The following is a 23228-nucleotide window of genomic DNA, read 5'->3' as shown; positions in this document are numbered from 1 at the left end:
GGTTGCGCCGAAGAGTCTACGTCCGGGCCGCGGGGGCCCCTGCGGCCTGATCCACCTGCGGTGGCGGAGCGTGGCCGGTGGTGACGGGGGGTCTCGTCGCTGCGTCCGACCGGAGGTCCGTGGGGCCGGGGCCGGGCCGGTCGGGTGACGACGAGGTCACCCGGCCACCCCCGCCGGGCCAGGGTGGGCCCGTGCGCTACGGGAACCACGTCCGCCTGTTCACCCTCGGCGCCGTGCTGGCCTTCGCCGTCCACGTCGACCTCGACGTGGTGGAGGTCGCGACGGTGGGCCGCATCCTCATGGTCGCCGCGGTGGCCGGGGCGCTGGTGGAGCTGCTCCAGGTGCGGCGTGCGCGCGCGGTGCGGCCGGCGCCCACCGCGCCGGCCACCCCCGCGCGCCCCGTGACGGGTCCCGGGTCATGTCCCGCCACCGGCACGGCCTGGACCGCGGGCCGGACCAGGCCGTACACCCCGCGGTCCCTGCCGCACCAGGAGTCCTGACTGGGGCCCACCCCTGTCGGACCCGGGCTCAGACCTCGCGCTGCTTGGGCGAGCTCTCGTGGGTCTTGGCGGGGTCGCGCTCGACGACGTCGCCGAGGACGGCGTCGATGCGCTCCAGCGCCTCGGCGGGGATCTTCACCCCGGCCGCGGCGGCGTTGTCGTGCACCTGCTCGGGCCGCGAGGCGCCGATGATGGCGGTGGCGACGTTGTCGTTCTGCAGCACCCAGGCCACGGCGAGCTGGGCCATCGACAGGTCCAGGTCCGCGGCGATCGGCTTCAGCTCCTGCACGCGCGAGAGCACGTCGTCGCGCATCCACCGCTTGATCATGTCGGCGCCGCCCTTGGCGTCCGTGGCGCGCGAGCCCTCCGGCGGCTGACCGCCGGGGGTGTACTTGCCGGTCAGGACGCCCTGGGCGATGGGCGACCACACGACCTGGCTGATGCCCAGCTCGCGGGAGGTGGGGACGACCTCGCCCTCGATGACCCGCCACAGCATCGAGTACTGCGGCTGGTTGGAGATGAGCTGGAAGCCCAGGTCCTTGGCGAGGGCCGCGCCGTCGCGCAGCTGCTCGGCGGTCCACTCGCTGACCCCGACGTACAGCACCTTGCCCTGGCGGACGAGGTCGGCGAAGGCCTGCATCGTCTCCTCCAGCGGCGTCGCGTAGTCGTAGCGGTGCGCCTGGTAGAGGTCGATGTGGTCGGTGCCCAGCCGGCGCAGCGAGCCCTCGCACGCCTCGGTGACGTGCTTGCGGGAAAGGCCGGTGTCGTTGTGCTGCTTGGGGCCGATGGGGCCGAAGACCTTGGTGAGGATCTCCAGGGACTCGCGGCGCTGACCCTTCAGCGCGGTGCCCAGGACGGTCTCGGCGGCGGTGTTGGCGTAGACGTCGGCGGTGTCGAAGGTGGTGATGCCCGCGTCGAGGGCGGCGTGCACGCAGGCGATCGCCGCCTCGTTCTCGACCTGCGAGCCGTGGGTGAGCCAGTTGCCGTAGGTGATCTCGGAGATCTTCAGGCCGGAGCGGCCGAGGTGTCGGAAGTCCACGGACCCGATCCTGGTCCCGGTCCCGCGAGCGCGCGACCGCTGAGTCCCGGCGTGCGCGGGAGTCGCAGGGGGGTGGACGAGGTCGAACGGGTGCACGCGCAGCTGTGCGCGCAGCGCGAGCACGTGCTGGGGATCGTGGACGGGCTGGACGAGCAGGACGTGCGGCGCCCCGTGCTGCCGTCGGGGTGGAGCTGCCTGGGGCTGGTGAACCACCTGGCGCTGGACGACGAGCGGTTCTGGTTCCCGCTCGTGGTGGCCGGCGAGCCCGAACTGGTGGCGACGTTCGACCCCGGCCTCGACGCGTGGGACGTCGGGGACGAGCCCGCGACGGTGGTGCTGGAGCGCTACCGCGAGCAGTGCGCCCGCGCCGACGCCGTCATCGCCGCGACGGCCGCGGACGCGCCGCCGCGCTGGTGGCCCGGCGACCTGTTCGGCGGCTTCCGGCTGGCGGACCTGCGGGCGGTGCTGCTGCACGTGCTCGTCGAGACCGCGACGCACGCCGGGCACCTGGACGCCGCCCGGGAACTGCTCGACGGGCGGCAGCGGCTGGTCCTGGACCGGGGCCGCGCGGCGGGGACGGCGGAAGGGGTCACCCGATCTGCAGCGGGTCCACCCGCACCCGGACCAGGGGCAGCTTGCGCACGCTGCGGCCGGCGGTGACGTTCTTGACCGCGAGCGCCAGCGCGGCGGACTCGCTGCGCGGCACCCGCACGACGCTGCGGACCATGGGCGCGCGCCCGGGCTGGTCCGGCACGGGCAGGGGGCCGAGCACGCGCACGCCGGGCAGGTCCGGCAGGGCGGCGACGAACTCCTCGACGTCGGCCGCGACGCCGATGAGGCCCGCGAAGCGGGCCGCGGGCGGCAGGTTGAGCTCGCGGCGCTGGGCCAGTTCCCGCTCGGCGAACCCGGCGGGGTCCCAGCGGACCAGGGCCTGCGCGGGCGCGGCCTGGGGGTCGGCGACCAGGAACACGGTGCCGCCCTCGGAGGCGGGGCGCACGAGCGCGGCCGCGGCGGTCCAGCGCCGGTAGGCCTCCTCGGCGGCGCGCAGGTCGGGGCGGGCGAGCAGGGCCCAGCCGTCGAGCAGCAGGGCCGCGGCGTAGCCGCGCGGCGCGACGGGTTCGGCCCCGGGGGTGGCGATGACCAGCGCGGGGCGGTCCGGGACGGTGTCCAGGACGTGCGAGCCGCCGGAGGTGCGCACGTCCACGCCGGGGAAGGCGCGGCCGAGCTCCTCGGCGGTGCGGCGCGCCCCGGTGACGACGGCCCGGAACCGGGTGTCGTGGCAGGTGGGGCAGGTCCAGTCGGTCGCGGGGCGCCCGCACCAGCGACAGGTGGCCCGCTCCCCCGCCCCGGGCACGGCCAGCGGTCCGTGGCAGGAGGCGCAGCGCGCCGGTTCGCGGCACGTCTGGCAGGCCAGGGTGGGCACGTACCCGGTGCGGGGCACCTGGACGAGGACCGGTCCGCGGGTGAGGGCGTCGCGCAGGACGCGCCAGCCGTCGCTGGGCAGCCGGGCCGCGGCGGCCAGGGGGTCCTGCGCGTCGGGGCCGGTGGTGCCGGCCAGGGCGATGCGCGGTGCGGTGGCGCGCACGACGTCGCGGGGCGCCAGGACGGGCCGGGCCCAGCCGGACTCCAGCAGCAGCTGCGTCTCGGCGGTGCGGGTCCACCCGGCGACCAGGGCCGCGGCGCCGGCCTGGTCGGCGCGCAGCCGCGCGACCTCGCGCACGTGCGGGTAGGGCGCGCGCTGGTCGGCGTGGGAGTCGTCGCCGTCCTCCAGGACGGCGACGAGACCGAGGTTGGGCAGCGGCGCGAAGATCGCGGCGCGGGTGCCGGCCACGACGCGGGCGCGCCCGGTCAGGGCCTCGAGGAAGGCGCGGTAGCGCGCGGCGGGCCCGGCGTCGGCCTCGAGCCGGACGTGACCCTCGGGCACGAGGCGGTCCAGGGCGGCCGAGAGCCGGTCCAGGTCGCGGTGGTCGGGCACGACGAGCAGCGCGGTGCGGCCCGAGGCCAGGGCGGCGCGGGCGGCGACGGCGAGCAGGGCGAACGGGTCGCTGCCGGGGGCGAAGGTCGCCACCGCTCGGGGCGAGGAGCCGTCGCGCACGTGGGCGAGGAAGGCCGGGCCGGCGCTGTGCCGCTGCCAGCCGTGCAGGTCCTCACCGAGGGCGACGGGGGCGTGGACGACGGGGGCGGCCTTCAGCACCGCCTCCTCGGCGGCGGCGTGGCGGCCGGGCACGGCCAGGCGCACGACGTCGGACAGCGTCCCGCCGTACTCGGCCGCCACGAGCCGGCACAGCTCCAGCGTGGCGGGCGTCAGGACGGGCACACCGGAGACGACGCGACGCAGCCGGGCCAGCTTGCCGGTGTGCTCACTGGCGGCGGTGCGCTCGAGGACGTACCCCTCGGCGTCGGTGCCTGCGAAGGGGATGCGCACGAGGCGCCCCGGTTCGGCGGTGTGCTCCATCGAGGCCGGGACGAGGTAGTCGAAGGGCCGGTCCAGGTGCGGCAGCGCGGAGCTGAGCAGCACCCGGGCGACGGGGTCGGTGCCGGTGACGTCCTCGAGGGGTTTCTTCTTGCGGGTCGCCTTCACCGGGGCCGCCGGTGTCTTCTTCGGGGTGGGCAGGCTCAGCCCGGCCAGCGCGGGCTGGGCCTGCTCCTCGGCGCTCAGCTACCCGTCGCGGCGCGCAGCGCGTCGACCCGGTCGGTGCGCTCCCAGGAGAACCCGGGCAGTTCCCGGCCGAAGTGACCGTAGGCCGCGGTCGGCGCGTAGATCGGCTGCAGCAGCTGCAGGTCGCGGACGATGGCCGCCGGGCGCAGGTCGAAGACGTCGCGGATGGCGGCCTCGATGCGAGCGCGCGAGACCGTCTCGGTGCCGAACGTCTCGACGTACAGCCCGACGGGCTGGGCCTTGCCGATGGCGTAGGCGACCTGGACCTCGCAGCGCGTGGCCAGGCCCGCGGCGACGACGTTCTTGGCCACCCAGCGCATCGCGTACGCGGCGGAGCGGTCGACCTTCGAGGGGTCCTTCCCGGAGAAGGCGCCGCCGCCGTGGCGGGCCATGCCGCCGTAGGTGTCGACGATGATCTTGCGGCCGGTCAGGCCGGCGTCGCCCATGGGGCCGCCGATCTCGAAGCGGCCGGTCGGGTTGACCAGCAGCCGGATGTCGGAGGTGTCGAGGTCGAGGCCCTCCAGGACGGGCTCGATGACGTGCCGGCGCACGTCCGGCGTCAGCGTCTTGACGAGGTCGACGTCCGGTTCGTGCTGGGTGGACAGCACGACGGTGTCCAGCCGCACGGCCTTGTCGCCGTCGTAGCCGATGGTGACCTGCGTCTTGCCGTCGGGGCGCAGGTAGGGGATCTCGCCCTTCTTGCGGACCTCGGACAGCCGCTGGGACAGCTGGTGGGCCAGGTGGATCGGCAGCGGCATGAGCTCGGGGGTGTCGTCGCACGCGTACCCGAACATCAGGCCCTGGTCCCCGGCGCCCTGCAGGTCCAGGGGGTCCGCGCCGCCGCCGACGCGGTTCTCGTAGGCCTCGTCGACGCCCTGGGCGATGTCCGGGGACTGCGAGCCGATGGAGACCTCGACCCCGCACGTGCGGCCGTCGAAGCCCTTGGCCGAGGAGTCGTAGCCGATCTCCAGCAGCGTGCGGCGCACGATGGTGGGGATGTCGGCGTAGGCCTCGGTGGTGACCTCGCCGGCGACGTGCACGAGGCCGGTGGTGACCATCGTCTCGACCGCGACGCGGCTGCGGGGGTCCTGCTCCAGCAGTGCGTCCAGGACCCCGTCGGAGATCTGGTCGCAGATCTTGTCGGGGTGCCCCTCGGTGACCGACTCGGAGGTGAACAGTCGCAGCGGGGTGGTCACTCAGACTCCAGGGGTCGGAACAGCAGGTGGGGGAAGCATAGGCACCACGGCGTCCCAGACCGCATCGGCCACCACGTCCTTGCTGGCCTCGGGGACTTCGCGCTCGGTGCCGTCGCGCCCGAGGATCGTCACGGCGTTCGTGGCGGTGCCGAAGCCCTTGGTCTCGCCGACCTCGTTGAGGACCAGCAGGTCGCAGCCCTTGCGGGCCAGCTTGGCCCGGCCGTGCTCGAGCACCGAGCCGGACGCGTCGCCGGTCTCGGCGGCGAAGCCGACGATCACCGGCGAGGTCCCGGAGCGGGCGGCGACGAGCCCGGCGAGGACGTCGGGGGTGCGTTCGAGGACGACGACGGGGTCCCGGGCGGGGTCCTCGGACTTCTTGATCTTGGCCTCGGCGCGGGAGGCGGGCCGGAAGTCGGCCACCGCGGCCGCCATGACGACGACGTCGGCACCGGCGGCGGCGCTCGTCACGGCCTCGGCCAGCTGCGCGGCCGTCTGCACCGGCACGACCTCCACGGCGGCCGGGGCGGGGACCTCGACGTGGGCCGTCACGAGCGTCACGACGGCCCCGCGGGCCGCGGCCGCGGCCGCCACGGCCACGCCCTGGCGGCCGGAGGAGCGGTTGCCGAGGAAGCGCACGGGGTCCAGGGGCTCGCGGGTGCCGCCGGCGGAGACGACGACGCGCCGGCCCGCGAGGTCGTAGGAACGCGCCCCCGAGCCCAGCAGGCGGCGGCAGGCGGCCGCGACGTCGGCGGGTTCGGGCAGGCGCCCGGGACCGGTGTCGGCGCCGGTCAGACGTCCCGAGGCGGGTTCCAGGACGGTCACCCCGCGCGAGCGCAGCAGGGCGACGTTGGCCTGCACGGCGGGGTTCAGCCACATCTCGGTGTGCATGGCCGGGGCCAGCAGGACCGGGCACGTCGCCGTCAGCAGGACGTTGGTCAGCAGGTCGTCGGCCAGCCCGTGCGCGGCGCGGGCCAGCAGGTCCGCGGTCGCCGGGGCGACGACGACGAGGTCGGCGTGCCGGCCCAGGCGCACGTGCGGCACCTGGTCGGCGTGGGAGAAGACGTCCGTGGCGACGGGCTTGCCCGACAGGGCCTCCCACGTGGCCCGGCCCACGAACCGCTCGGAGGCGGCGGTCGGCACGACGGTCACGTCGTGCCCGGTCTCGGTCAGCTCGCGCAGCAGCAGGGCCGCCTTGTACGCGGCGATGCCGCCCGCGACCCCCAGGACGACGCGCGGGGAGACGTGCTGGGGGACGCGGGTGGGGGTGCTCACTGCTCGATGGGCTCCGAGGTCAGCAGACCCTCGTTGATCTCGCGCATCGCCACGGACAGGGACTTCTCCTGCACGTGCGTCTCGACGAGCGGGCCGACGTACTCCAGCAGGCCCTCGCCCAGCTGGGAGTAGTACGCGTTGATCTGGCGGGCGCGCTTGGCTGCGTAGATCACCAGGGCGTACTTGGAGTCGGCGACCGTCAGCAGATCGTCGATGGGCGGGTTGGTGATGCCCTCGGGCGCCGCGACGGTTCCAGCCACGATGTTCTCCTAAGGATGGGGAGCTGCTGGTCAGCTGACCGGCAGACCCATCCATCTTACGAGCTCGTCCGTCGCACGCTGCACGTCGTCGTTGTAGATGGTGACGTCGAACTCCGGTTCGGCGGCCAGTTCGACCTTCGCCGTCGCCAGCCGGCGCTCGCGCTCCTCGGCGGTCTCGGTGCCCCGGCCCACGAGGCGGCGCACGAGCTCGTCCCAGCTCGGCGGGGCGAGGAAGACGAACCCGGCCTCCAGGTCGGTGCCGCGCGTGGCCTGGCGCACCTGCCGGGCCCCGGCCAGGTCGATCTCCAGCAGCGCCGGGCGCCCCGAGGCCAGGACCTCCTCGACCGGCCGGCGGGGAGTGCCGTAGCGGTGCCGGCCGTGGACGCGGGCCCACTCCAGCAGCTCGCCGTCGCGCACGTAGGCGTCGAACGTCTCCTCGGAGACGAAGTGGTAGTGCACGCCGTCGACCTCGCCCGGGCGCTGGGCCCGGGTGGTGCACGAGACGGAGATCCAGATCTGCGGGTACCGGGCGCGCAGGTCGGCCGAGACGGTGCCCTTGCCGACCGCGGTGGGGCCGGCGAGGACGGTCAGGCGGTTCGAGCGGGTCGTGCTGTTCAGGACTCGCTCCCCGCGGTGCTGCCGAAGCGCTCCACGAGCGCGGCGATCTGGTGGGCCCCGAGCCCGCGCACGCGGCGCGACTCCGAGATCCCGATCTCCTCCATGATCTGCTTCGCGCGGACCTTGCCCACGTTGGGCAGGGACTCCAGCAGCGCGGAGACCTTCATCTTGCCCAGGACCTCGTTCTCCTGGCCCTCCTTGATCACCTGCTCGAGGCTGCCGCCGGTGTACTTCAGGCGGTGCTTGACCTCGGCGCGTTCGCGTCGTGCCGCGGCCGCCTTCTCCAGAGCAGCAGCGCGCTGTTCGGCGGTCAGGGGAGGCAGGGCCACGTCATCACCTCAGGTCGTCGGGCTCAAGGGGCGAGCAGGGGGTCGAGCGAAGGTCGTGCAGGGGTTCCGCGAAGTCCCCGAGAACCTATCCACCCTGGTCACGGGGCGGCAACGGCGGGGTCGCCCCCGCCGTCGCCCCGCCCGCGGGACTCACGCGGCGGGCAGGATCCGCCCGGCCTCGATGTCCTCGGCCCAGTGGCACGCGACGCGCTGGGTGTCCGGGTGGCCGTCGACGACGCGCAGCTGCGGCCGCTCGTCGTGGCAGCGGGTGGTCTGCACCCACGGGCAGCGGGTCCGGAACCGGCAGCCGCTGGGCGGGTCCGCGGGGCTGGGCAGGTCCCCCTTCAGCAGGATGCGTTCCCGCTTCGCCTCGGCCACGGGGTCCGGGACGGGCGCGGCCGAGAGCAGGGCCCGCGTGTACGGGTGCAGGGGCTGGGCGTACAGGGTGCTGCTCGGTCCCTCCTCGACCAGCCCGCCCAGGTACATGACCCCGACGGTGGTGGACACGTGCTTGACGACGGCCAGGTCGTGGGCGATGACGAGGTACGTCAGGCCCAGGTCGCGCTGCAGCTCCTCCAGCAGCACCAGGACCTGCGCCTGCACCGAGACGTCGAGGGCGGAGACCGGTTCATCGGCGACCAGCAGGTCGGGGTCGAGCACGAGGGCCCGGGCGATGCCCACGCGCTGGCGCTGCCCGCCGGAGAACTCGTGCGGGTACTTCCCAGCCGCGTTGGCGGGCAGCCCGACCCGGTCCAGCAGGCCCCGCACGCGCGAGCGCCAGGCCGACGCCCCGCCCTCGACCCCGTGCACGGCCAGCGGCTCGACCAGGGCGCTCTCGACCGTCTGGCGCGGGTCGAGGCTGGCCAGGGGGTCCTGGAACACCATCTGCATCCGGCGCCGGGCGCGCCGCAGCTCCTCGGGGCGCAGCGCGAGCACGTCCTGGCCGTCGAGGTGGACGCTGCCCGCGGTGGGTTCGGACAGCCGCAGGACGGCCCGGCCGAGGGTGGACTTGCCGCAGCCGGACTCCCCCACCAGCCCGTACGTCGAACCGCGCGGGACGTCGAAGGAGACCCCGTCGACGGCCTTCACGGCCCCGACGGTGCGCTGCAGGATCCCCGAGCGGATGGGGTAGTGCACGGCCAGGTCCCGCACGGACAGCAGCGGCTGGTTCATCGGGCGGTCTCCCTGACGGCGGGGTCGGCGGGGTGGGCGGGGCCGGCGGGGTGGACGCAGCGCGCGGGGTGGTCGGCCCCCTCCAGGGCGATCTCGCCGGAACGGCACCCCTCGTCGGCGAACCCGCAGCGCGGCGCGAACGCGCACCCCTGGGCCCAGGGCAGCAGGTCCCGGACCGAGCCCGGGACCGGTTGCAGCGCCGTGCCCTCGGGGGCGTCGACGCGGGGCACGGCTCCCAGGAGGCCCGTCGTGTAGCGGTGCCGCGGTTCGGCGAACAGCTCCGCGCGCGCGGCCCGTTCCACGACCCGGCCGGCGTACAGGACGTTGACGCGGTCGCACGTGCCGGCCACGACGCCGAGGTCGTGCGTGATGAGCACCATGGCGGTGCCGGACTCGCGCACGAGACCGGTGAGCAGGTCCAGCACCTGCGCCTGGATGGTCACGTCGAGGGCCGTGGTGGGTTCGTCGGCGATGATGAGCCGCGGCGAGCAGGCCAGCGCGATGGCGATGAGCACGCGCTGGCGCATCCCGCCGGAGAGCTGGTGGGGGTACTCGGAGAACCGGCGGCGGGGGTCGGGGATCCCCACGCGGCCCAGCAGGTCGACGGCCTCCTTCCTGGCCCCGGCCCGGTCGAGGTCGGTGTGGGTGCGCAGCACCTCGGTCAGCTGCCGGCCCAGCGTGAGCACGGGGTTCAGCGAGGTCATGGGGTCCTGGAACACCATGGCCAGGTCCTTGCCCCGCCGCCGCGCCACCTCCGCCGGGGAGGCCTTCAGCAGGTCCGTGCCGTCGAAGCGCACCGACCCGCTGACGCGGGTGCCCCGCGCCGGCAGCAGGCCCATGACGGCCAGCGAGGTCACCGACTTCCCGCACCCGGACTCCCCCACCAGACCGACGACCTCGCCGGCGTCGACGTCGAAGGAGACGCCGTCGACGGCCGTGGTGGCGGGTGAGCCCTTGCGGGCGAAGGTCACCCGCAGGTCCTCGACCTCCAGCAGGCTCATCGTCGCCCCACCGTTCGTCGCCTCACCGTGAACTCCTCGGGTCCAGGGCCTCGCGCAGCGCCTCGCCGAGCAGGGTGAAACCCAGCGCGGTGATCGCGATCGCGAGACCGGGGTAGAGCGCCAGCTGCGGCGCCTGGTCGAGCCGGGACTGGGCCGTGACGAGCATCCGGCCCCACTCCGCGACGGCGGGGTTGGGGTCGCCCAGGCCCAGGAAGCTCAGGGCGGCGACCTCGATGACGGCCGTGGCCAGCGTCAGCGTGGCCTGCACGAGCACCGGGCCCAGGGAGTTGGGCAGCATGTGGCCCACGACGATGCGCCGCTGCCGCAGCCCGAGCGAGCGCAGGGCCACGACGTAGTCCTGGCCGCGCTGGGCCAGCAGCGAGGCCCGCAGCAGCCGCGCGAAGATCGGCACCTGCGCCGCGGCGACGGCCAGCATGATGGCCAGCGAACCGCGCTGCAGGACCGCGGCGACCGACACCGCCAGCAGCAGGGACGGGATCGACAGCAGCACGTCGACGACGCGCATGACGACCGTGTCGACCTTGCCGCCGAAACCGCCCGCCAGGACCCCGAGCAGAGCACCGACCGCCAGGCCCACCGCGGTCGAGACGACCCCGATGACCAGCGACGTCCGGGCGCCGTACAGCAGCTGCGTCAGCAGGTCGGACCCGAAGGAGTCCAGCCCCAGCGGGTGGTCCGCGCTCGGGCCGGGCACGCTCGTCGGGGTCACCTGCCCGAACCACTGCGCCGTCGCCGGCCGGTACGGCGCCAGGACGGGGGCCAGCAGGGCCACCAGGACGAACAGCAGCACCAGCACGGCCCCGACGATGCCGGCGGGGTTGCGCCGCAGCCGCCGCCACGCCGCGTGCCACGGGCCGACGCCGTCGGCCCCCGTGGGTTCCACGACCTCGGCGGTCAGCGCCGATTCCGCCGTCACGACACCCTCACCCTCGGGTCGATGAACCCGTAGCTCACGTCGACGACGAGGTTCACCAGCGCGTACACGACCGCGATGAACAGGATGAACCCCTGCAGCACCGGGTAGTCGAGCTGGGTGACCGCGTCGAACAGGTAGCTGCCGATGCCGTTGATGGAGAACACCGTCTCCGTCAGCACCGCCCCCGACAGCAGCGCCCCGGCCTGCAGCCCCAGCGTCGTCGACACCGGCAGCAGCGCGTTGCGCAGGACGTGCCGGCGGCTGATGACGCTGCGCGGCAGACCCTTGGCCTGCGCGGTCCGGACGTGGTCGTCGCCGAGGACGTCGAGCACGGACGCCCGGGTGATGCGCACGATGATGGCCAGCGGGATCGAGCCCAGGGCCAGCGCCGGCAGCACCAGGTGCACCAGCGCGTCCCAGCTCGCGTCCCACTCCCGCGTCAGCAACCCGTCCAGGACGTAGAAGTTCGTGACGTGGGTGGCGTCGATCCGGGCGTTCTGGCGCCCCGACGTCGGGAACCAGTGCAGCTGGATCGCCAGCACGTACTTCAGGATCACCGCGAGGAAGAACACGGGCACGACGACGCCGAGCAGGGACCCGCCCACGACGAGGTTGTCGAGCCAGCCACCGCGCCGGCGCGCGGCGAGGTAGCCCAGCGGGATCCCCACGACGACCGCGAGCACCAGGGCCGCGACGGCGAGCTCGATCGTGGCGGGGAACCGTTCGGAGAACGTGCGCACGACGGGTTCACCCGTGTTGATCGAGGACCCGAAGTCGCCGTGCAGCAACCGCCCGAGGTAGGTGAGGTACTGCTGCCAGACGGGCTGGTCGAACCCGTAGCGCCGGGTGACCTCGGCGATGCCCGCCGGGGTCGCCTTCTCCCCCAGCAACGCCCGCGCGGGGTCACCGGGCAGGGCCCGGACCCACGCGAACAGCAGCAGCGACAGCCCGAACAGCACGACGACGAGCAGGCCGAGGCGGCGCACGACGAGCGTCAGCACGCCGCCCCCTCCCGGACGGCTCGCGACATCCTCGGTGACATCAGGAGTCGGCGACCGTGACGGTGTTCCACACCTCGTCCTGCACGGGGCTGGCGGTGTAGCCCTTCACCCCGGCGGCGAAGGCCAGCGAGGGGACGGGGCTGGCGATCGGGATGCCGGGCAGCAACGTCATGATCTGCTCGTTGATGTCCTGGTACGTGGTCTCCTGCTCGTCCTGCGACGTGACGGTGCGGGCCTTGGCCAGGGCCTCGAACAGACCCGGGTCGTTGAACCCCCACTCGTTCGTCTGGGCGCCGAAGAACACCCCGATGAAGTTGTCCGGGTCGTTGTAGTCGCCCGTCCAGCCCAGCAGGTGCAGACCGTGGTTCGTGCCGCCCTGCACGGTCCCGAGGTAGTTCGGGGTCCACTGCTCGGCGACCGGGGTGGTCTTGATCCCCGCGGCCGTCAGCTGCTGGTTGATGGCGTTGTAGATCGTCTCCGGGTTCGGCATGTACGGCCGGGAGACCCCCGTCGGGTAGTTGAAGGGGATGGTCAGGTTCGACTGCCCGGCCTCGGCCAGCAGCTGCTTGGCCTTGTCGACGTCGTACTCGTACGTCGTGACCTTGTCGTTCCAGCCGATGACGTTCTCGGGCATGAACTGCGTGGCCGCCTTGGTGCCGGACGGCAGCGCGTTCTTGATGACCGCGTCCTTGTCGATGGCGTGCGAGATCGCCTGGCGGACCTTCAGGTCGCCCAGCGGCGCGAGCGCCTGGTTCATGCCGAGGTAGAGGATGTTGAACGCCGGCCGGTTCTGGATCTGGAAGTCGGCGGACTTCAGCGTCTCGACGTCGGCCGGGGCGACGAGGTCGTACCCGTCGATGTCGCCGTTCTGCAGGGCCTGCTTGCGCGCGGTGCCGTCACCGATGACCCGCACGACGGCGGAGGCGACCTTGGCCTTCTCGCCCCAGTAGTCCTCGTTGCGCTTGAGGGTGACCTGCTGGCCGCGTTCCCAGGCGGCGAAGACGAACGGCCCCGTGCCGATGGGCCCGGAGGTGGCGTACTCGCTCTGGCGCGGGTCGGCCCCGTTCAGCCCGTTGCCGCCGGCGGCCTCGACCGCACCGGTCTCCTGCATCGCGAAGGCCGGCAGGGTCAGGGAGGCCAGGAACCCGGCGAACGGCGACGTCAGGTTCACCGTCACGGTGCCGTCGGCGTTGGCCGTCGAGCCCGCGTACAGGGAGGTCCCCAGCGCGGGGTCGTCGTTGGTCTTGAACCCGCGGAAGATGGAGCGGTAGTAGTACGCGAGGTCCTCGCCCTGGGCGATGCCGCGCAGGTTGTACCAGCGCTCGAAGTTGGCGACGACGGCCGCGGCGTCGAAGGGCTTGCCGTTGGAGAACTTCACGCCCTCGGCCAGGGTGAACGTGTAGCTGAGACCGTCCTCGGACGTCGTCCACTTCGTGGCCAGCGAGGGGGCGAGCTCGGTCGTGCCGGGCTTGGTCGAGACCAGCCCCTCGAAGATCTGCCGGGTGATGCGGAACGTCTCGCCGTCGGAGGCGAAGACGGGGTCCAGGGAGTCGGGGTCGGCGGACCCGCCGAAGACGAACGTGTCCCGGCCGCTGCTGGAACTGCCTCCGGAGCTGCCGCCCTCGTCGCGCTCGCTCTTCGCGCAGGCCGACAGCGTCGCCAGCCCGGCGGTCGCGACGGAGGCCAGCGTGAAGGCGCGGCGGCTGGGGTGGGTGGTGTCGTGCTCGGTGGGCGACTGCGCTGACATCGACGTCCTCGTTCCGGCGGTGGTCCTGTGGGGTCCTGCTCGGTCGTGCGGAGGCAGACGCTAGGGGAACACGCAGTGTTCATCCAACTCGCCATGCCCGTGTCATGAGGTTGTTACACGACGCTCCCGGGGTGAGGTTTGCCTCCTCGCCCCCCGCCGGACTGGGCAATCTGCCTCCCGCACCCGCCACGGGCCTCCTCGCCCGTCGGGAGCCCCATCGTGGACCCGGCGCGAGCGCCCCACCACCCGAGAGCGCCGACGGGCCCCGGGAGCGCGTGCTCCCGGGGCCCGTCGGCTCAGGCGGGTGGCGCGGGCCGGGGCCCGCGGCCGGGGCCGGGGCCGGGGCGGTGTCCACTCACCCCAGCGGCCACACGGGCCGGTCCTGCGCGACGTCGGCGGCCATCCGTTCCAGCCACTCCCGCGCCTCCAGCGCCGCCAGGAGCTGGTCCTCGACGCCGGGGGCCTCGTCGGACTCGACCGTCTCGGCCGGCGCGAGCCCGGCGACCCCGGCGATCGCGGCGCGCAGCACCGCCCCGGGGTCCAGGCGCAGCCCGCGCAGGAAGCCCGCGACCTGCCGGCGCGCCTCGAGCTCGCCGTGACCGACCTCGACGGCGGTCACCACGAGCGCGGCGATCCCGCTGCCCAGTTCCCTGCTCAACTGCTCGCGGCCCGGCTGCTGCTTGCTCGTCACGGGTCCCACTCTCGCAGGTGGCCCCGACGGCGCCCGTCCTAGACCGCGAGCGCCGCGCGGACCGCGTCCGCCGAGCGCCGCGCGGCGTCGCGCAGGCCGGCCGGGTCGGGGCCGGCGGCGAGGACCTCGCGCGAGCTGGAGGCCAGCACGAGCCGTCGCGCGTCGCCGAACACCTGCTGCAGGTCGGCGGCCGTGGCGCCCTGCGCCCCCACCCCGGGGGCCAGCAGCGGGCCGTTGACGGCGTCGAGGTCGATCCCCAGCCCGGCGACCGCCGGGCCCACGGTCGCCCCCACGACGAGGCCGACGTCGCCGAAGGGCGCCGCGCCGGCGTTCTCGGCCGCGGCGGCCTCGGCGACCGCCCGGGCCACCGGGCGGCCGTCGGCGCCCACGGCGTGCTGCACGGAGGCGCCCTCGGGGTTGGAGGTGAGCGCGAGCACGAACACCCCGCGCCCGCGCTCGGCCGCGAGGTCCAGGAGCGGGCGCAGGGAGCCGAAGCCCAGGTACGGCGAGACCGTCACGGCGTCCCCGGCCAGCGGGGAGTCGCCGACGAAGGCGTCGGCGTACCCGGCCATCGTCGAGCCGATGTCGCCGCGCTTGGCGTCGACGATCGTCAGCAGCCCGGCGTCGCGGGCGTCGGCGATCACGCGTTCGAGCGCCGCGACCCCGCGCGAGCCGTGCCGCTCGAAGAAGGCGGCCTGCGGTTTGACGCAGGCCACGTGCCCGGCCAGGGCCTCGACGACCGTGCGGCCGAACCGCTCGACGCCCGCCGCGTCGTCGGCCAGCCCCCACGCCGCCAGCAGCGGGGCGTGGGGGTCGATGCCCGCGCACAGCGGACCGTGCGCGGCGACCTGCTCGGCCAGGCGCGCGCCGAAGCGCCCGCTCACGCGCGGAAACCGGGCCAGGCCGCCTCGAGGCGGGCGGTGTGCTCCTGCAGCGACGCGACGGCCAGCCCCAGCCCGTTGCGCTCGCGCACGAGGTCGGCCTCGATGGCCTGCACCGCGGCGGACAGCTCCTGGATGGTGGTGATGATGGGCGAGCCCACGGACGTCGCCGCCGCGCGGATCTCGTACCCGTCGGCCCGGGCCTGGTTGCCCGAGGGCGTGTTGACGACCATCGCGACCTCGCCCGCGGCGATCTTGCCGAGGATGGTCTGCTCACCTTCGGCGCTCGTGCCCTCCGACGCCTTGCGGACCACCGTGGAGGCGATCCCGTTGCGGCGCAGCACCTGCGCGGTGCCCTCGGTGGCCAGCAGGGTGAACCCGAGGTCGGCCAGGCGCTTGATCGGGAAGATCATGGCGCGCTTGTCGCGGTCGGCGACGGAGATGAACGCCGTCCCGGTCGTCGGCAGCCCGCCGTAGGCCGCGGTCTGCGACTTGCCGAACGCCGTGGGGAAGTCGACGTCGATGCCCATGACCTCACCGGTCGAACGCATCTCGGGACCCAGCAGGGAGTCGACGACGACGCCCTCGGCGGTGCGGAACCGCGCGAAGGGCAGGACGGCCTCCTTGACGGAGACGGGTGCGTCGGCGGGCAGCAGGCCGCCGTCGCCGTGCGCGGGCAGCAGCCCCTCGGCCCGCAGGTCGCGGATGGAGGTGCCCGCCATGAGCCGGGCGGCGGCCTTGGCCAGCGGGACCCCCGTCGCCTTGGACACGAACGGCACGGTGCGCGAGGCCCGCGGGTTCGCCTCCAGGACGTAGAGGATGTCGGCGGCCAGCGCGAACTGGACGTTGAGCAGGCCCCGCACCCCGACGCCGCGGGCGATGGCCTCGGTGGCCTCGCGCACGCGCTGCAGCTCGGAGGCGCCGAGGGTGGCCGGCGGGATGACGCACGCGGAGTCGCCGGAGTGGATCCCGGCCTCCTCGATGTGCTCCATGATCCCGCCGAGGTACATCTCCTCGCCGTCGAACAGGGCGTCGACGTCGATCTCGAGGCCGTTGTCGAGGAACTTGTCGACGAGCACCGGGCGGTCGGCCGAGACCTCGGTCGCGGTCGCCATGTACTGCTCCAGCGTCGCCTCGTCGTAGACGATCTGCATGCCGCGCCCACCCAGGACGTAGCTGGGGCGGACCAGCACGGGGTAGCCGATCTCGGCGGCGATGGCCCGGGCGGCCGGGAAGCTGGAGGCCGTCCCGTGCTTGGGGGCGACCAGGCCCGCGCGCTCCAGGACCTGCCCGAAGGCGCCGCGCTCCTCGGCGAGGTCGATCGCCGCGGGCGAGGTCCCGATGATCGGCACGCCGGCCCGCTCGAGCTGGGCGGCCAGGCCCAGCGGCGTCTGGCCGCCGAGCTGGACGATGACGCCCGCGACGGGGCCGCACTTCATCTCCGCGTGCACGACCTCGAGGACGTCCTCGAGGGTCAGCGGTTCGAAGTACAGGCGGTCGGAGGTGTCGTAGTCGGTCGAGACCGTCTCCGGGTTGCAGTTGACCATGACGGTCTCGTAGCCGGCCTCGGCCAGCGCGAAGCTGGCGTGGACGCAGGAGTAGTCGAACTCGACACCCTGGCCGATCCGGTTCGGGCCCGAGCCGAGGATGACGATCGCGGCCTTCTCGCGCGGGCGGGTCTCGTCCTCGGAGTCGTAGGAGGAGTAGTGGTACGGCGTGCTCGCCGCGAACTCCGCCGCGCAGGTGTCGACGGTCTTGTAGACCGGCCGGACGCCCAGGGCGTGCCGGACGCCGCGCACGACGTCCTCGGGCAGGTGGCGCAGTTCACCGATCTGGGCGTCGGAGAACCCGTGCCGCTTGGCGTGCCGCAGCAGCTCGGGGGTCAGCTCGTCGCTCTCGCGCACCTCGACGGCGATCTCGTCGATGAGGAACAGCTGGTCGAGGAACCACGGGTCGATCTTCGTGGACTCGAACAGCTCGGCCGGCGTCGCCCCGGCGCGGATGGCCTGCATGACCAGCCCGATGCGTTCGTCGGTCGGCTGCTGCGCGCGGCGCAGCAGGTCCTCGCGGTCGCCCACCGGACCGGCCCAGCTGAACTGCGCACCGCGCTTCTCGGTGCTGCGCAACGCCTTCTGCAGCGCTTCGGTGAAGTTGCGGCCCAACGCCATGGCCTCGCCGACGCTCTTCATGGTCGTGGTCAGCGTGGGGTCGGCGGCCGGGAACTTCTCGAACGCGAACCGCGGGACCTTGACGACGACGTAGTCCAGCGCGGGTTCGAAGCTCGCCGGGGTGGACTCGGTGATGTCGTTGGGGATCTCGTCGAGGGTGTACCCGACGGCCAGGCGCGCGGCGATCTTGGCGATGGGGAAACCCGTCGCCTTCGAGGCCAGCGCGGACGAGCGCGAGACCCGCGGGTTCATCTCGATGACGATGATGCGCCCGTCGACGGGGTTCACCGCGAACTGGATGTTGCAGCCGCCGGTGTCGACGCCGACCTCGCGGATGACGGCGATGCCGATGTCGCGCATGCGCTGGTACTCGCGGTCGGTCAGGGTCATGGCCGGCGCCACGGTGATCGAGTCGCCCGTGTGCACCCCCATGGGGTCGAAGTTCTCGATGGAGCAGACGACCACGACGTTGTCGGCGCGGTCGCGCATGAGCTCCAGCTCGTACTCCTTCCAGCCCAGGATCGACTCCTCCAGGAGGACCTCGGTGACCGGGGAGTGGTGCAGCCCCTGCCCGGCGATGCGGCGCAGGTCGTCCTCGTCGTAGGCGAAACCGGACCCCAGGCCGCCCATGGTGAAGCTGGGGCGCACGACGACGGGGTAGCCCAGGTCGCCGGCGGCGGCGAGGACCTCGTCCATGGTGTGGCACAGGTGCGAGCGGGCCGACTCCGCGCCGCAGCGCTCGACGACGCCCTTGAACAGCAGGCGGTCCTCGCCGAGCTTGATGGCGTCGACGTCGGCGCCGATGAGCTCGGCGCCGTACCGGTCCAGCGCACCGGACTCGAACAGCGCGATCGCGGTGTTCAGCGCGGTCTGCCCGCCCAGGGTCGCCAGCACGGCGTCGGGGCGCTCCTTGGCGATGATCGCCTCGACGGTCGCGGGGGTGATGGGTTCGACGTAGGTCGCGTCGGCCATCTCCGGGTCGGTCATGATCGTCGCCGGGTTGGAGTTCACGAGGATCACGCGCAGGCCCTCGGACTTCAGGACCCGGCAGGCCTGGGTGCCGGAGTAGTCGAACTCGGCGGCCTGGCCGATGACGATCGGCCCGGAACCGATGACGAGGACGGACTTCAGGTCGGTGCGGCGAGGCATCAGGCACCCTTCTCGGTCGTGTCGATCTCACCCTGGTCGTCGACGAGCTGCGCGGCGGGGACGCCGTCCAGCAGGTCCACGAACCGGTCGAACAGGTAGGAGGCGTCGTGCGGGCCGGCGGCGGCCTCGGGGTGGTACTGCACGGAGAACGCCGGCACGTCGAGGCAGCGCAGCCCCTCGACGACCCCGTCGTTGAGGCCGACGTGGCTGACCTCGGCCCGCCCGTACGGGGTCTGGCGGACCTCCCCGGCCGTGCCCTCGACGGCGAACCCGTGGTTGTGGGCGGTGACCTCGACCTTGCGGGTGGCCAGGTCCATGACGGGCTGGTTGATGCCGCGGTGGCCGTACTTCAGCTTGTAGGTGCCGAACCCGAGGGCGCGGCCGAGGAGCTGGTTGCCGTAGCAGATCCCGAAGAACGGGATCCTGCGCTCCAGGACGCCCTGCAGGACCTCGATCTCGTGGGTCGCCGCGGCGGGGTCGCCGGGGCCGTTGGAGAAGAACACCCCGTCGGGGGCGCCGCCGTCCAGGCCGGAGGTCAGGACCTGCTCCAGCGTCGCGGTGGAGGGGACGACCGTGACCTCGATGCCGCGCTCGGCGAGGCGGTGCGGCGTCATCGACTTGATGCCGAGGTCGACGGCGGTGACGGAGAACCTGCGCTCCCCCACCGCGGGCACGACGTACCGCTCGTCGGTGGACACCAGGGAGGCGAGGTCGGTGCCGACCATGTCGGGCGCGCCCTCGACGATCGCCAGGAGGTCGGCGGCCGGCTGCTCGGCGGCCGGGCCGGAGAAGACGCCGACCTTCATGGCGCCGCGTTCGCGCAGGTGGCGGGTCAGGGCCCGGGTGTCGACGCCGGAGATCCCCACGACGCCCTGCGCGTCGAGCTCCTCGGCCAGGCTGCGGCGCGAGCGCCAGTTCGAGGGGGTGCGCGCGGGGTCGCGCACGACGTACCCGGCGACCCAGATCCGCGAGGACTCCCCGTCCTCGTCGTTGTACCCGGTGTTGCCCACGTGCGGGGCCGTCATGACGACGACCTGGCGGTGGTAGCTGGGGTCGGTGAGGGTCTCCTGGTAGCCGGTCATGCCGGTGGAGAACACCGCTTCGCCGACGGTCTGCCCGACGTGGCCGTAGGCCTCGCCGCGGAACGTGCGGCCGTCCTGCAGGACGAGGACGGCGGGAACGCGCTGGGTCACTGCGCACCTCCAGAGTTCTTGGGCTTGTTGTTGCGCACGAGTTCCTCCACCTGCTCCGCGAACCTGGCGCCCTCGGCGGGGTGCCGCGGTTTGATCCCTGTGTCCACCACGCGGTCCCCCAGCCTCCACCGGAGGACGACGAGGCCCTTCTCCCTGCCCATCCACTTGCCGACCATGCCCGGGCCGTGCCCGACCCCGACGATGTCGGCGGTGGGCACGACGAACGAGCGCGCGCCCTCGCGCAGGAGCCCGACGCCCTCGGGGACGAACCCGAGCGCGACGGCGCTGCGCGTGCCGAGGCCGTGGGCCGCGACGCGGTCCAGGGCGTTCTCCGCGTCGGTCGTCGAGACGTAGACGCCCTCGATCGCCCCGGTCAGCGTCCCCCAGTCCCGGGCCCCGACCGGACGCGGGAACTCCCGCCTCTGGCGCAGCGCCCGGCCGCGGTAGCCCATGAACGCCATGCGCCACAGCACGAGCAGCGCCGCGACGAGGATGATGACCGCGAGGACCTTCACCGGCTGCTCACCTGCGGCACGAGCTCCCCGTCCAGGACCGTCGCGCGCCCGCGCAGGAACGTCGCGACCACCCGGCCGGGCAGCTCCATCCCGCGGAACGGGGAGTTGCGCCCGGCCGTGGCCATCGCCTCGGGCACGACGGTCCAGCGCGCGGCGGGGTCGACGAGCACGAGGTTGGCCGGTTCCCCGACCGCGAGGGGGCGGCCGTGACCGGCGAGGCGGCCGATGCGGGCCGGGGCGTGCGCCGTGCGCTCGGCGAGGGTGTCCCAGCCGATGAGGCCGGTGTCGACCATCGTGTGCTGCACGACGCTCAGCGCGGTCTCCAGGCCGGTCATGCCCATGGCCGCGGCCGACCACTCGCAGTCCTTGGCCTCGACCGGGTGCGGGGCGTGGTCGGTGGCGACGACGTCGATCGTCCCGTCGGTCAGGCCCTCGCGCACGGCCTCGACGTCGGCCTGCGTGCGCAGCGGCGGGTTGACCTTGTAGACGGGGTCGTAGCCGCGCACGAGCTCGTCGGTGAGCAGCAGGTGGTGCGGGGTGACCTCTGCGGTGACCTGGACACCGCGGGCCTTGGCCCAGCGCACGATCTCCACCGAGCCCTTGGTGGACAGGTGGCACACGTGCAGCCGCGACCCGACGTGGTCGGCCAGCAGCACGTCGCGGGCGATGATCGCCTCCTCGGCCACGCTGGGCCAGCCGCGCAGGCCCAGGACGGCGCTGACCGTGCCCTCGTTCATCTGCGCGCCCTCGGTCAGGCGCGGTTCCTGGGCGTGCTGGGCGATGACGCCGTCGAAGGCCTTGACGTACTCCAGGGCGCGGCGCATGAGGACGGCGTCGGACACGCAGTGCCCGTCGTCGGAGAAGACCCGCACCCCCGCGCGGGAGTCGGCCATGGCGCCGAGCTCGGCGAGCTGCTGACCGGCCAGGCCCACGGTGACGGCCCCGACGGGGCGCACGTCGACCCAGCCGGCCTCCTCGCCGAGGCGCTGGACCTGCTCGACGACCCCGGCGGTGTCGGCCACGGGGAAGGTGTTGGCCATCGCGAAGACGCTCGTGTAGCCCCCGCGCGCGGCGCTGCGGGTGCCGGACTCCACGGTCTCGGCGTCCTCGCGGCCCGGTTCGCGCAGGTGGGTGTGCAGGTCGACGAGGCCGGGCAGGGCGAACAGGCCCGTCCCGTCGACGACGGCGGCGCCCTCGGCGCTCAGGCCGGGGCCGACCTCCGCGATCAGCCCGTCGCGCAGCAGGAGGTCGCTCGCCTCCCCGCCGAGGGGCCTGACGTTCCGGATGAGTGTGGTGTTCACGCGTCCCCTCCCGGGAGCTCGCCGGCCAGCAACAGGTAGAGGACCGCCATCCGCACGGCGACGCCGTTGCCGACCTGCTCGACGATGGTCGAGCGGGCCGAGTCGGCGGCCTCGGCCGAGATCTCCAGCCCGCGGTTCATGGGGCCGGGGTGCATGACGATCGCGTGCCCGGGCAGGGCGGCCAGGCGGTCGCGGCCCAGGCCGTAGCGGCGGCTGTACTCGCGGGCCGAGGGGAAGAACGAGCCCTGGGAGGCGTCCATCCGCTCGGCCTGCACGCGCAGCATCATCACCGCGTCCGGGGCGACGTCGCGCAGCGTGGCGTCGAGGTCGTGCGAGGACGCGCACGGCCAGTCCTGCACCCCGACGGGCAGCAGCGTCGGCGGCGCGACGAGGGTGACGTCCGCGCCGAGGGTGTGCAGCAGCAGGACGTTGGACCGGGCCACCCGCGAGTGCAGGACGTCGCCGACGACGACGACCTTCGCGCCGCGCAGGTCCCCCGTCCCGGCCTTGAGGTGGCGGCGCATGGTGTACGCGTCGAGCAGCGCCTGGGTGGGGTGCTCGTGCGTGCCGTCCCCGGCGTTGACGACCACGCCGCGCGTCCAGCCCGCGTGGGCCAGGCGGTGCGGGGCCCCCGAGGAGCCGTGCCGGACGACGACGGCGTCGGCGCCCATGGCCTCCAGGGTCAGCGCGGTGTCCTTCAGGCTCTCGCCCTTGGAGACGCTGGAGCCCTTGGCGGAGAAGTTGATGACGTCCGCGGACAGCCGCTTGGCGGCGGCCTCGAACGAGGTGCGGGTGCGGGTGGAGTCCTCGAAGAAGAGGTTCACGACCGTGCGCCCCCGCAGCGTGGGCAGCTTCTTGATCTCCCGGCGCTGGGTGGCGGCCATCTCCTCGGCCACGTCCAGGACGCGGACGGCGGCGGCGAGGTCGAGGTCGGCGGCGGACAGCAGGTGGCGCATCAGCCCTGACCCCCGGTGATGACGACGGCGTCGCGGCCGTCGAGCTCGCTGAGCTGGACGCCGACCCGTTCGGCGCTGGAGGTCGGCAGGTTCTTGCCGACGTGGTCGGCGCGGATGGGCAGCTCGCGGTGGCCGCGGTCGACGAGGACGGCCAGGCGCACGGCCCGGGGGCGGCCGAGGTCGCCCAGGGCGTCGAGCGCGGCGCGGATGGTGCGGCCGGAGTACAGGACGTCGTCGACGAGGACGACGACCTTGTCGTCGATCCCGCCCGGCGGCAGCTCCGTCGGCAGGAGCGTGCGGGTGGGGTGCCGGCGCAGGTCGTCGCGGTACATCGTGACGTCGAGCGAACCGGTGGGCACGTTCGTGCCCTCGACCTCGGCGAGCCGGGCGGCCAGCCGGCGGGCCAGCGGGACCCCCCGTGTCGGGATGCCGAGCAGGACGAGGTCGTCCGCACCCTTGTTGGACTCCAGCAGCTCGTGCGCGATGCGCGTCACGGCGCGGGAGATGTCGGCGCTCTCGAGGAGCACCCTGGCGAACTGATCCGGGGCAGCGTTCACTGCGGACCTCCTTCCCCGCCTCACGGGACGGATCCTTAAAGGACGTCTCCACCGGTCCTTCACCTGGAGGTGACGGCGCGTGGTG

The 23228-nt window shown here is 73.8% G+C and carries 22 protein-coding genes; 2 read left to right on the top strand and 20 right to left on the bottom strand.

What is annotated here, in order from left to right; genetic code table 11:
- Positions 1-191 precede the first annotated feature (191 nt).
- Positions 192-500, top strand: coding sequence for a hypothetical protein (locus tag CLV37_RS27335; RefSeq protein ID WP_170126987.1), 309 nt, complete (start codon positions 192-194; stop codon positions 498-500).
- 28 nt (positions 501-528) lie between these two features.
- Here the strand turns inward: CLV37_RS27335 and CLV37_RS00940 are convergent, their stop codons facing one another.
- Positions 529-1539: an aldo/keto reductase family protein gene (locus CLV37_RS00940; RefSeq protein ID WP_106206101.1), complete on the bottom strand. Its 1011-nt coding sequence runs from the start codon at positions 1537-1539 to the stop codon at positions 529-531.
- Positions 1540-1611: 72 nt separating this feature from the next.
- Here CLV37_RS00940 and CLV37_RS00935 point away from each other — a divergent pair, with 72 nt between their 5' ends.
- Complete coding sequence (locus CLV37_RS00935) at positions 1612-2199, top strand: mycothiol transferase (protein WP_211298277.1); 588 nt, start codon at positions 1612-1614, stop codon at positions 2197-2199.
- Here the strand turns inward: CLV37_RS00935 and CLV37_RS00930 are convergent.
- From CLV37_RS00930 to pyrR, 19 genes are all read right to left on the bottom strand, one after another.
- Positions 2129-4120 carry a primosomal protein N' gene (locus CLV37_RS00930; RefSeq protein WP_245885177.1) on the bottom strand — a complete coding sequence of 664 codons (1992 nt, stop codon included), beginning with the start codon at positions 4118-4120 and terminating at the stop codon, positions 2129-2131. The genes CLV37_RS00935 and CLV37_RS00930 overlap by 71 nt on opposite strands.
- A 74-nt stretch (positions 4121-4194) precedes the next feature.
- Positions 4195-5394 (bottom strand): methionine adenosyltransferase, encoded by a 1200-nt coding sequence (gene metK / locus CLV37_RS00925; RefSeq protein ID WP_146149248.1) that lies wholly within the window; start codon positions 5392-5394, stop codon positions 4195-4197.
- Positions 5395-6666, bottom strand: a complete 1272-nt coding sequence (coaBC, locus tag CLV37_RS00920) for a bifunctional phosphopantothenoylcysteine decarboxylase/phosphopantothenate--cysteine ligase CoaBC (RefSeq protein WP_106206097.1) — start codon at positions 6664-6666, stop codon at positions 5395-5397.
- Positions 6663-6926, bottom strand: coding sequence for a DNA-directed RNA polymerase subunit omega (gene rpoZ / locus CLV37_RS00915; RefSeq protein ID WP_106206095.1), 264 nt, complete (start codon positions 6924-6926; stop codon positions 6663-6665). Before rpoZ ends, coaBC begins: the two co-directional genes overlap by 4 nt.
- Before the next feature lie 30 nt (positions 6927-6956).
- Positions 6957-7544 carry a guanylate kinase gene (gene gmk, locus CLV37_RS00910; RefSeq protein WP_106206093.1) on the bottom strand — a complete coding sequence of 196 codons (588 nt, stop codon included), beginning with the start codon at positions 7542-7544 and terminating at the stop codon, positions 6957-6959.
- Positions 7541-7873, bottom strand: coding sequence for an integration host factor, actinobacterial type (mihF, locus tag CLV37_RS00905; RefSeq protein ID WP_106206091.1), 333 nt, complete (start codon positions 7871-7873; stop codon positions 7541-7543). Before mihF ends, gmk begins: the two co-directional genes overlap by 4 nt.
- 150 nt (positions 7874-8023) lie before the next feature.
- A complete protein-coding gene (locus tag CLV37_RS00900; RefSeq protein ID WP_106206089.1) occupies positions 8024-9046 on the bottom strand; it encodes an ABC transporter ATP-binding protein in 1023 nt (340 codons plus the stop codon).
- Positions 9043-10047 carry an ABC transporter ATP-binding protein gene (locus CLV37_RS00895; RefSeq protein WP_106206087.1) on the bottom strand — a complete coding sequence of 335 codons (1005 nt, stop codon included), beginning with the start codon at positions 10045-10047 and terminating at the stop codon, positions 9043-9045. Before CLV37_RS00895 ends, CLV37_RS00900 begins: the two co-directional genes overlap by 4 nt.
- A 22-nt stretch (positions 10048-10069) precedes the next feature.
- Positions 10070-10984: an ABC transporter permease gene (locus CLV37_RS00890; RefSeq protein WP_106206085.1), complete on the bottom strand. Its 915-nt coding sequence runs from the start codon at positions 10982-10984 to the stop codon at positions 10070-10072.
- A complete protein-coding gene (locus tag CLV37_RS00885; protein ID WP_106206083.1) occupies positions 10981-11985 on the bottom strand; it encodes an ABC transporter permease in 1005 nt (334 codons plus the stop codon). Before CLV37_RS00885 ends, CLV37_RS00890 begins: the two co-directional genes overlap by 4 nt.
- Positions 11986-12025: 40 nt before the next feature.
- Positions 12026-13732, bottom strand: a complete 1707-nt coding sequence (locus tag CLV37_RS00880; protein WP_106206081.1) for an ABC transporter substrate-binding protein — start codon at positions 13730-13732, stop codon at positions 12026-12028.
- A gap of 355 nt (positions 13733-14087) precedes the next feature.
- Entirely contained in the window at positions 14088-14423 is a 336-nt protein-coding gene (locus CLV37_RS00875) for a hypothetical protein (protein ID WP_146149247.1), read from the bottom strand.
- Positions 14424-14461: 38 nt separating this feature from the next.
- Complete coding sequence (gene pyrF / locus CLV37_RS00870) at positions 14462-15307, bottom strand: orotidine-5'-phosphate decarboxylase (RefSeq protein ID WP_106206076.1); 846 nt, start codon at positions 15305-15307, stop codon at positions 14462-14464.
- The gene (gene carB, locus CLV37_RS00865; protein WP_106206072.1) at positions 15304-18621 is read right to left on the bottom strand and encodes a carbamoyl-phosphate synthase large subunit; all 3318 of its coding nucleotides are present in this window, start codon (positions 18619-18621) and stop codon (positions 15304-15306) included. The genes pyrF and carB overlap by 4 nt, the downstream gene beginning before the upstream one ends.
- The gene (gene carA, locus CLV37_RS00860; protein ID WP_106206068.1) at positions 18621-19814 is read right to left on the bottom strand and encodes a glutamine-hydrolyzing carbamoyl-phosphate synthase small subunit; all 1194 of its coding nucleotides are present in this window, start codon (positions 19812-19814) and stop codon (positions 18621-18623) included. Before carA ends, carB begins: the two co-directional genes overlap by 1 nt.
- Positions 19811-20329: a PH-like domain-containing protein gene (locus CLV37_RS00855; protein WP_106206063.1), complete on the bottom strand. Its 519-nt coding sequence runs from the start codon at positions 20327-20329 to the stop codon at positions 19811-19813. The genes carA and CLV37_RS00855 overlap by 4 nt, the downstream gene beginning before the upstream one ends.
- The gene (locus CLV37_RS00850) at positions 20326-21630 is read right to left on the bottom strand and encodes a dihydroorotase (protein ID WP_106206061.1); all 1305 of its coding nucleotides are present in this window, start codon (positions 21628-21630) and stop codon (positions 20326-20328) included. Before CLV37_RS00850 ends, CLV37_RS00855 begins: the two co-directional genes overlap by 4 nt.
- A complete protein-coding gene (locus CLV37_RS00845; RefSeq protein ID WP_106206059.1) occupies positions 21627-22586 on the bottom strand; it encodes an aspartate carbamoyltransferase catalytic subunit in 960 nt (319 codons plus the stop codon). Before CLV37_RS00845 ends, CLV37_RS00850 begins: the two co-directional genes overlap by 4 nt.
- A complete protein-coding gene (gene pyrR / locus CLV37_RS00840) occupies positions 22586-23143 on the bottom strand; it encodes a bifunctional pyr operon transcriptional regulator/uracil phosphoribosyltransferase PyrR (RefSeq protein WP_106206057.1) in 558 nt (185 codons plus the stop codon). Before pyrR ends, CLV37_RS00845 begins: the two co-directional genes overlap by 1 nt.
- Positions 23144-23228: the final 85 nt, after the last annotated feature.

The organism is Kineococcus rhizosphaerae, from assembly GCF_003002055.1.
GTDB classification, from domain to species: Bacteria; Actinomycetota; Actinomycetes; order Actinomycetales; family Kineococcaceae; genus Kineococcus; species Kineococcus rhizosphaerae.
The sequence above is the reverse complement of the archived record's forward strand: the minus strand, read 5'-3'. Positions and strand labels throughout refer to the sequence as shown.

Bases quoted from the DNA above. Each gene is read 5' to 3' on its own strand.
- CLV37_RS00900 (WP_106206089.1), bottom strand. From the start codon at position 9,046: ATGAACCAGCCGCTGCTGTCCGTGCGGGACCTGGCCGTGCACTACCCC.
- CLV37_RS00895 (WP_106206087.1), bottom strand. From the start codon at position 10,047: ATGAGCCTGCTGGAGGTCGAGGACCTGCGGGTGACCTTCGCCCGCAAG.
- CLV37_RS00880 (WP_106206081.1), bottom strand. From the start codon at position 13,732: ATGTCAGCGCAGTCGCCCACCGAGCACGACACCACCCACCCCAGCCGC.
- carB (WP_106206072.1), bottom strand. From the start codon at position 18,621: ATGCCTCGCCGCACCGACCTGAAGTCCGTCCTCGTCATCGGTTCCGGG.
- CLV37_RS00845 (WP_106206059.1), bottom strand. From the start codon at position 22,586: ATGCGCCACCTGCTGTCCGCCGCCGACCTCGACCTCGCCGCCGCCGTC.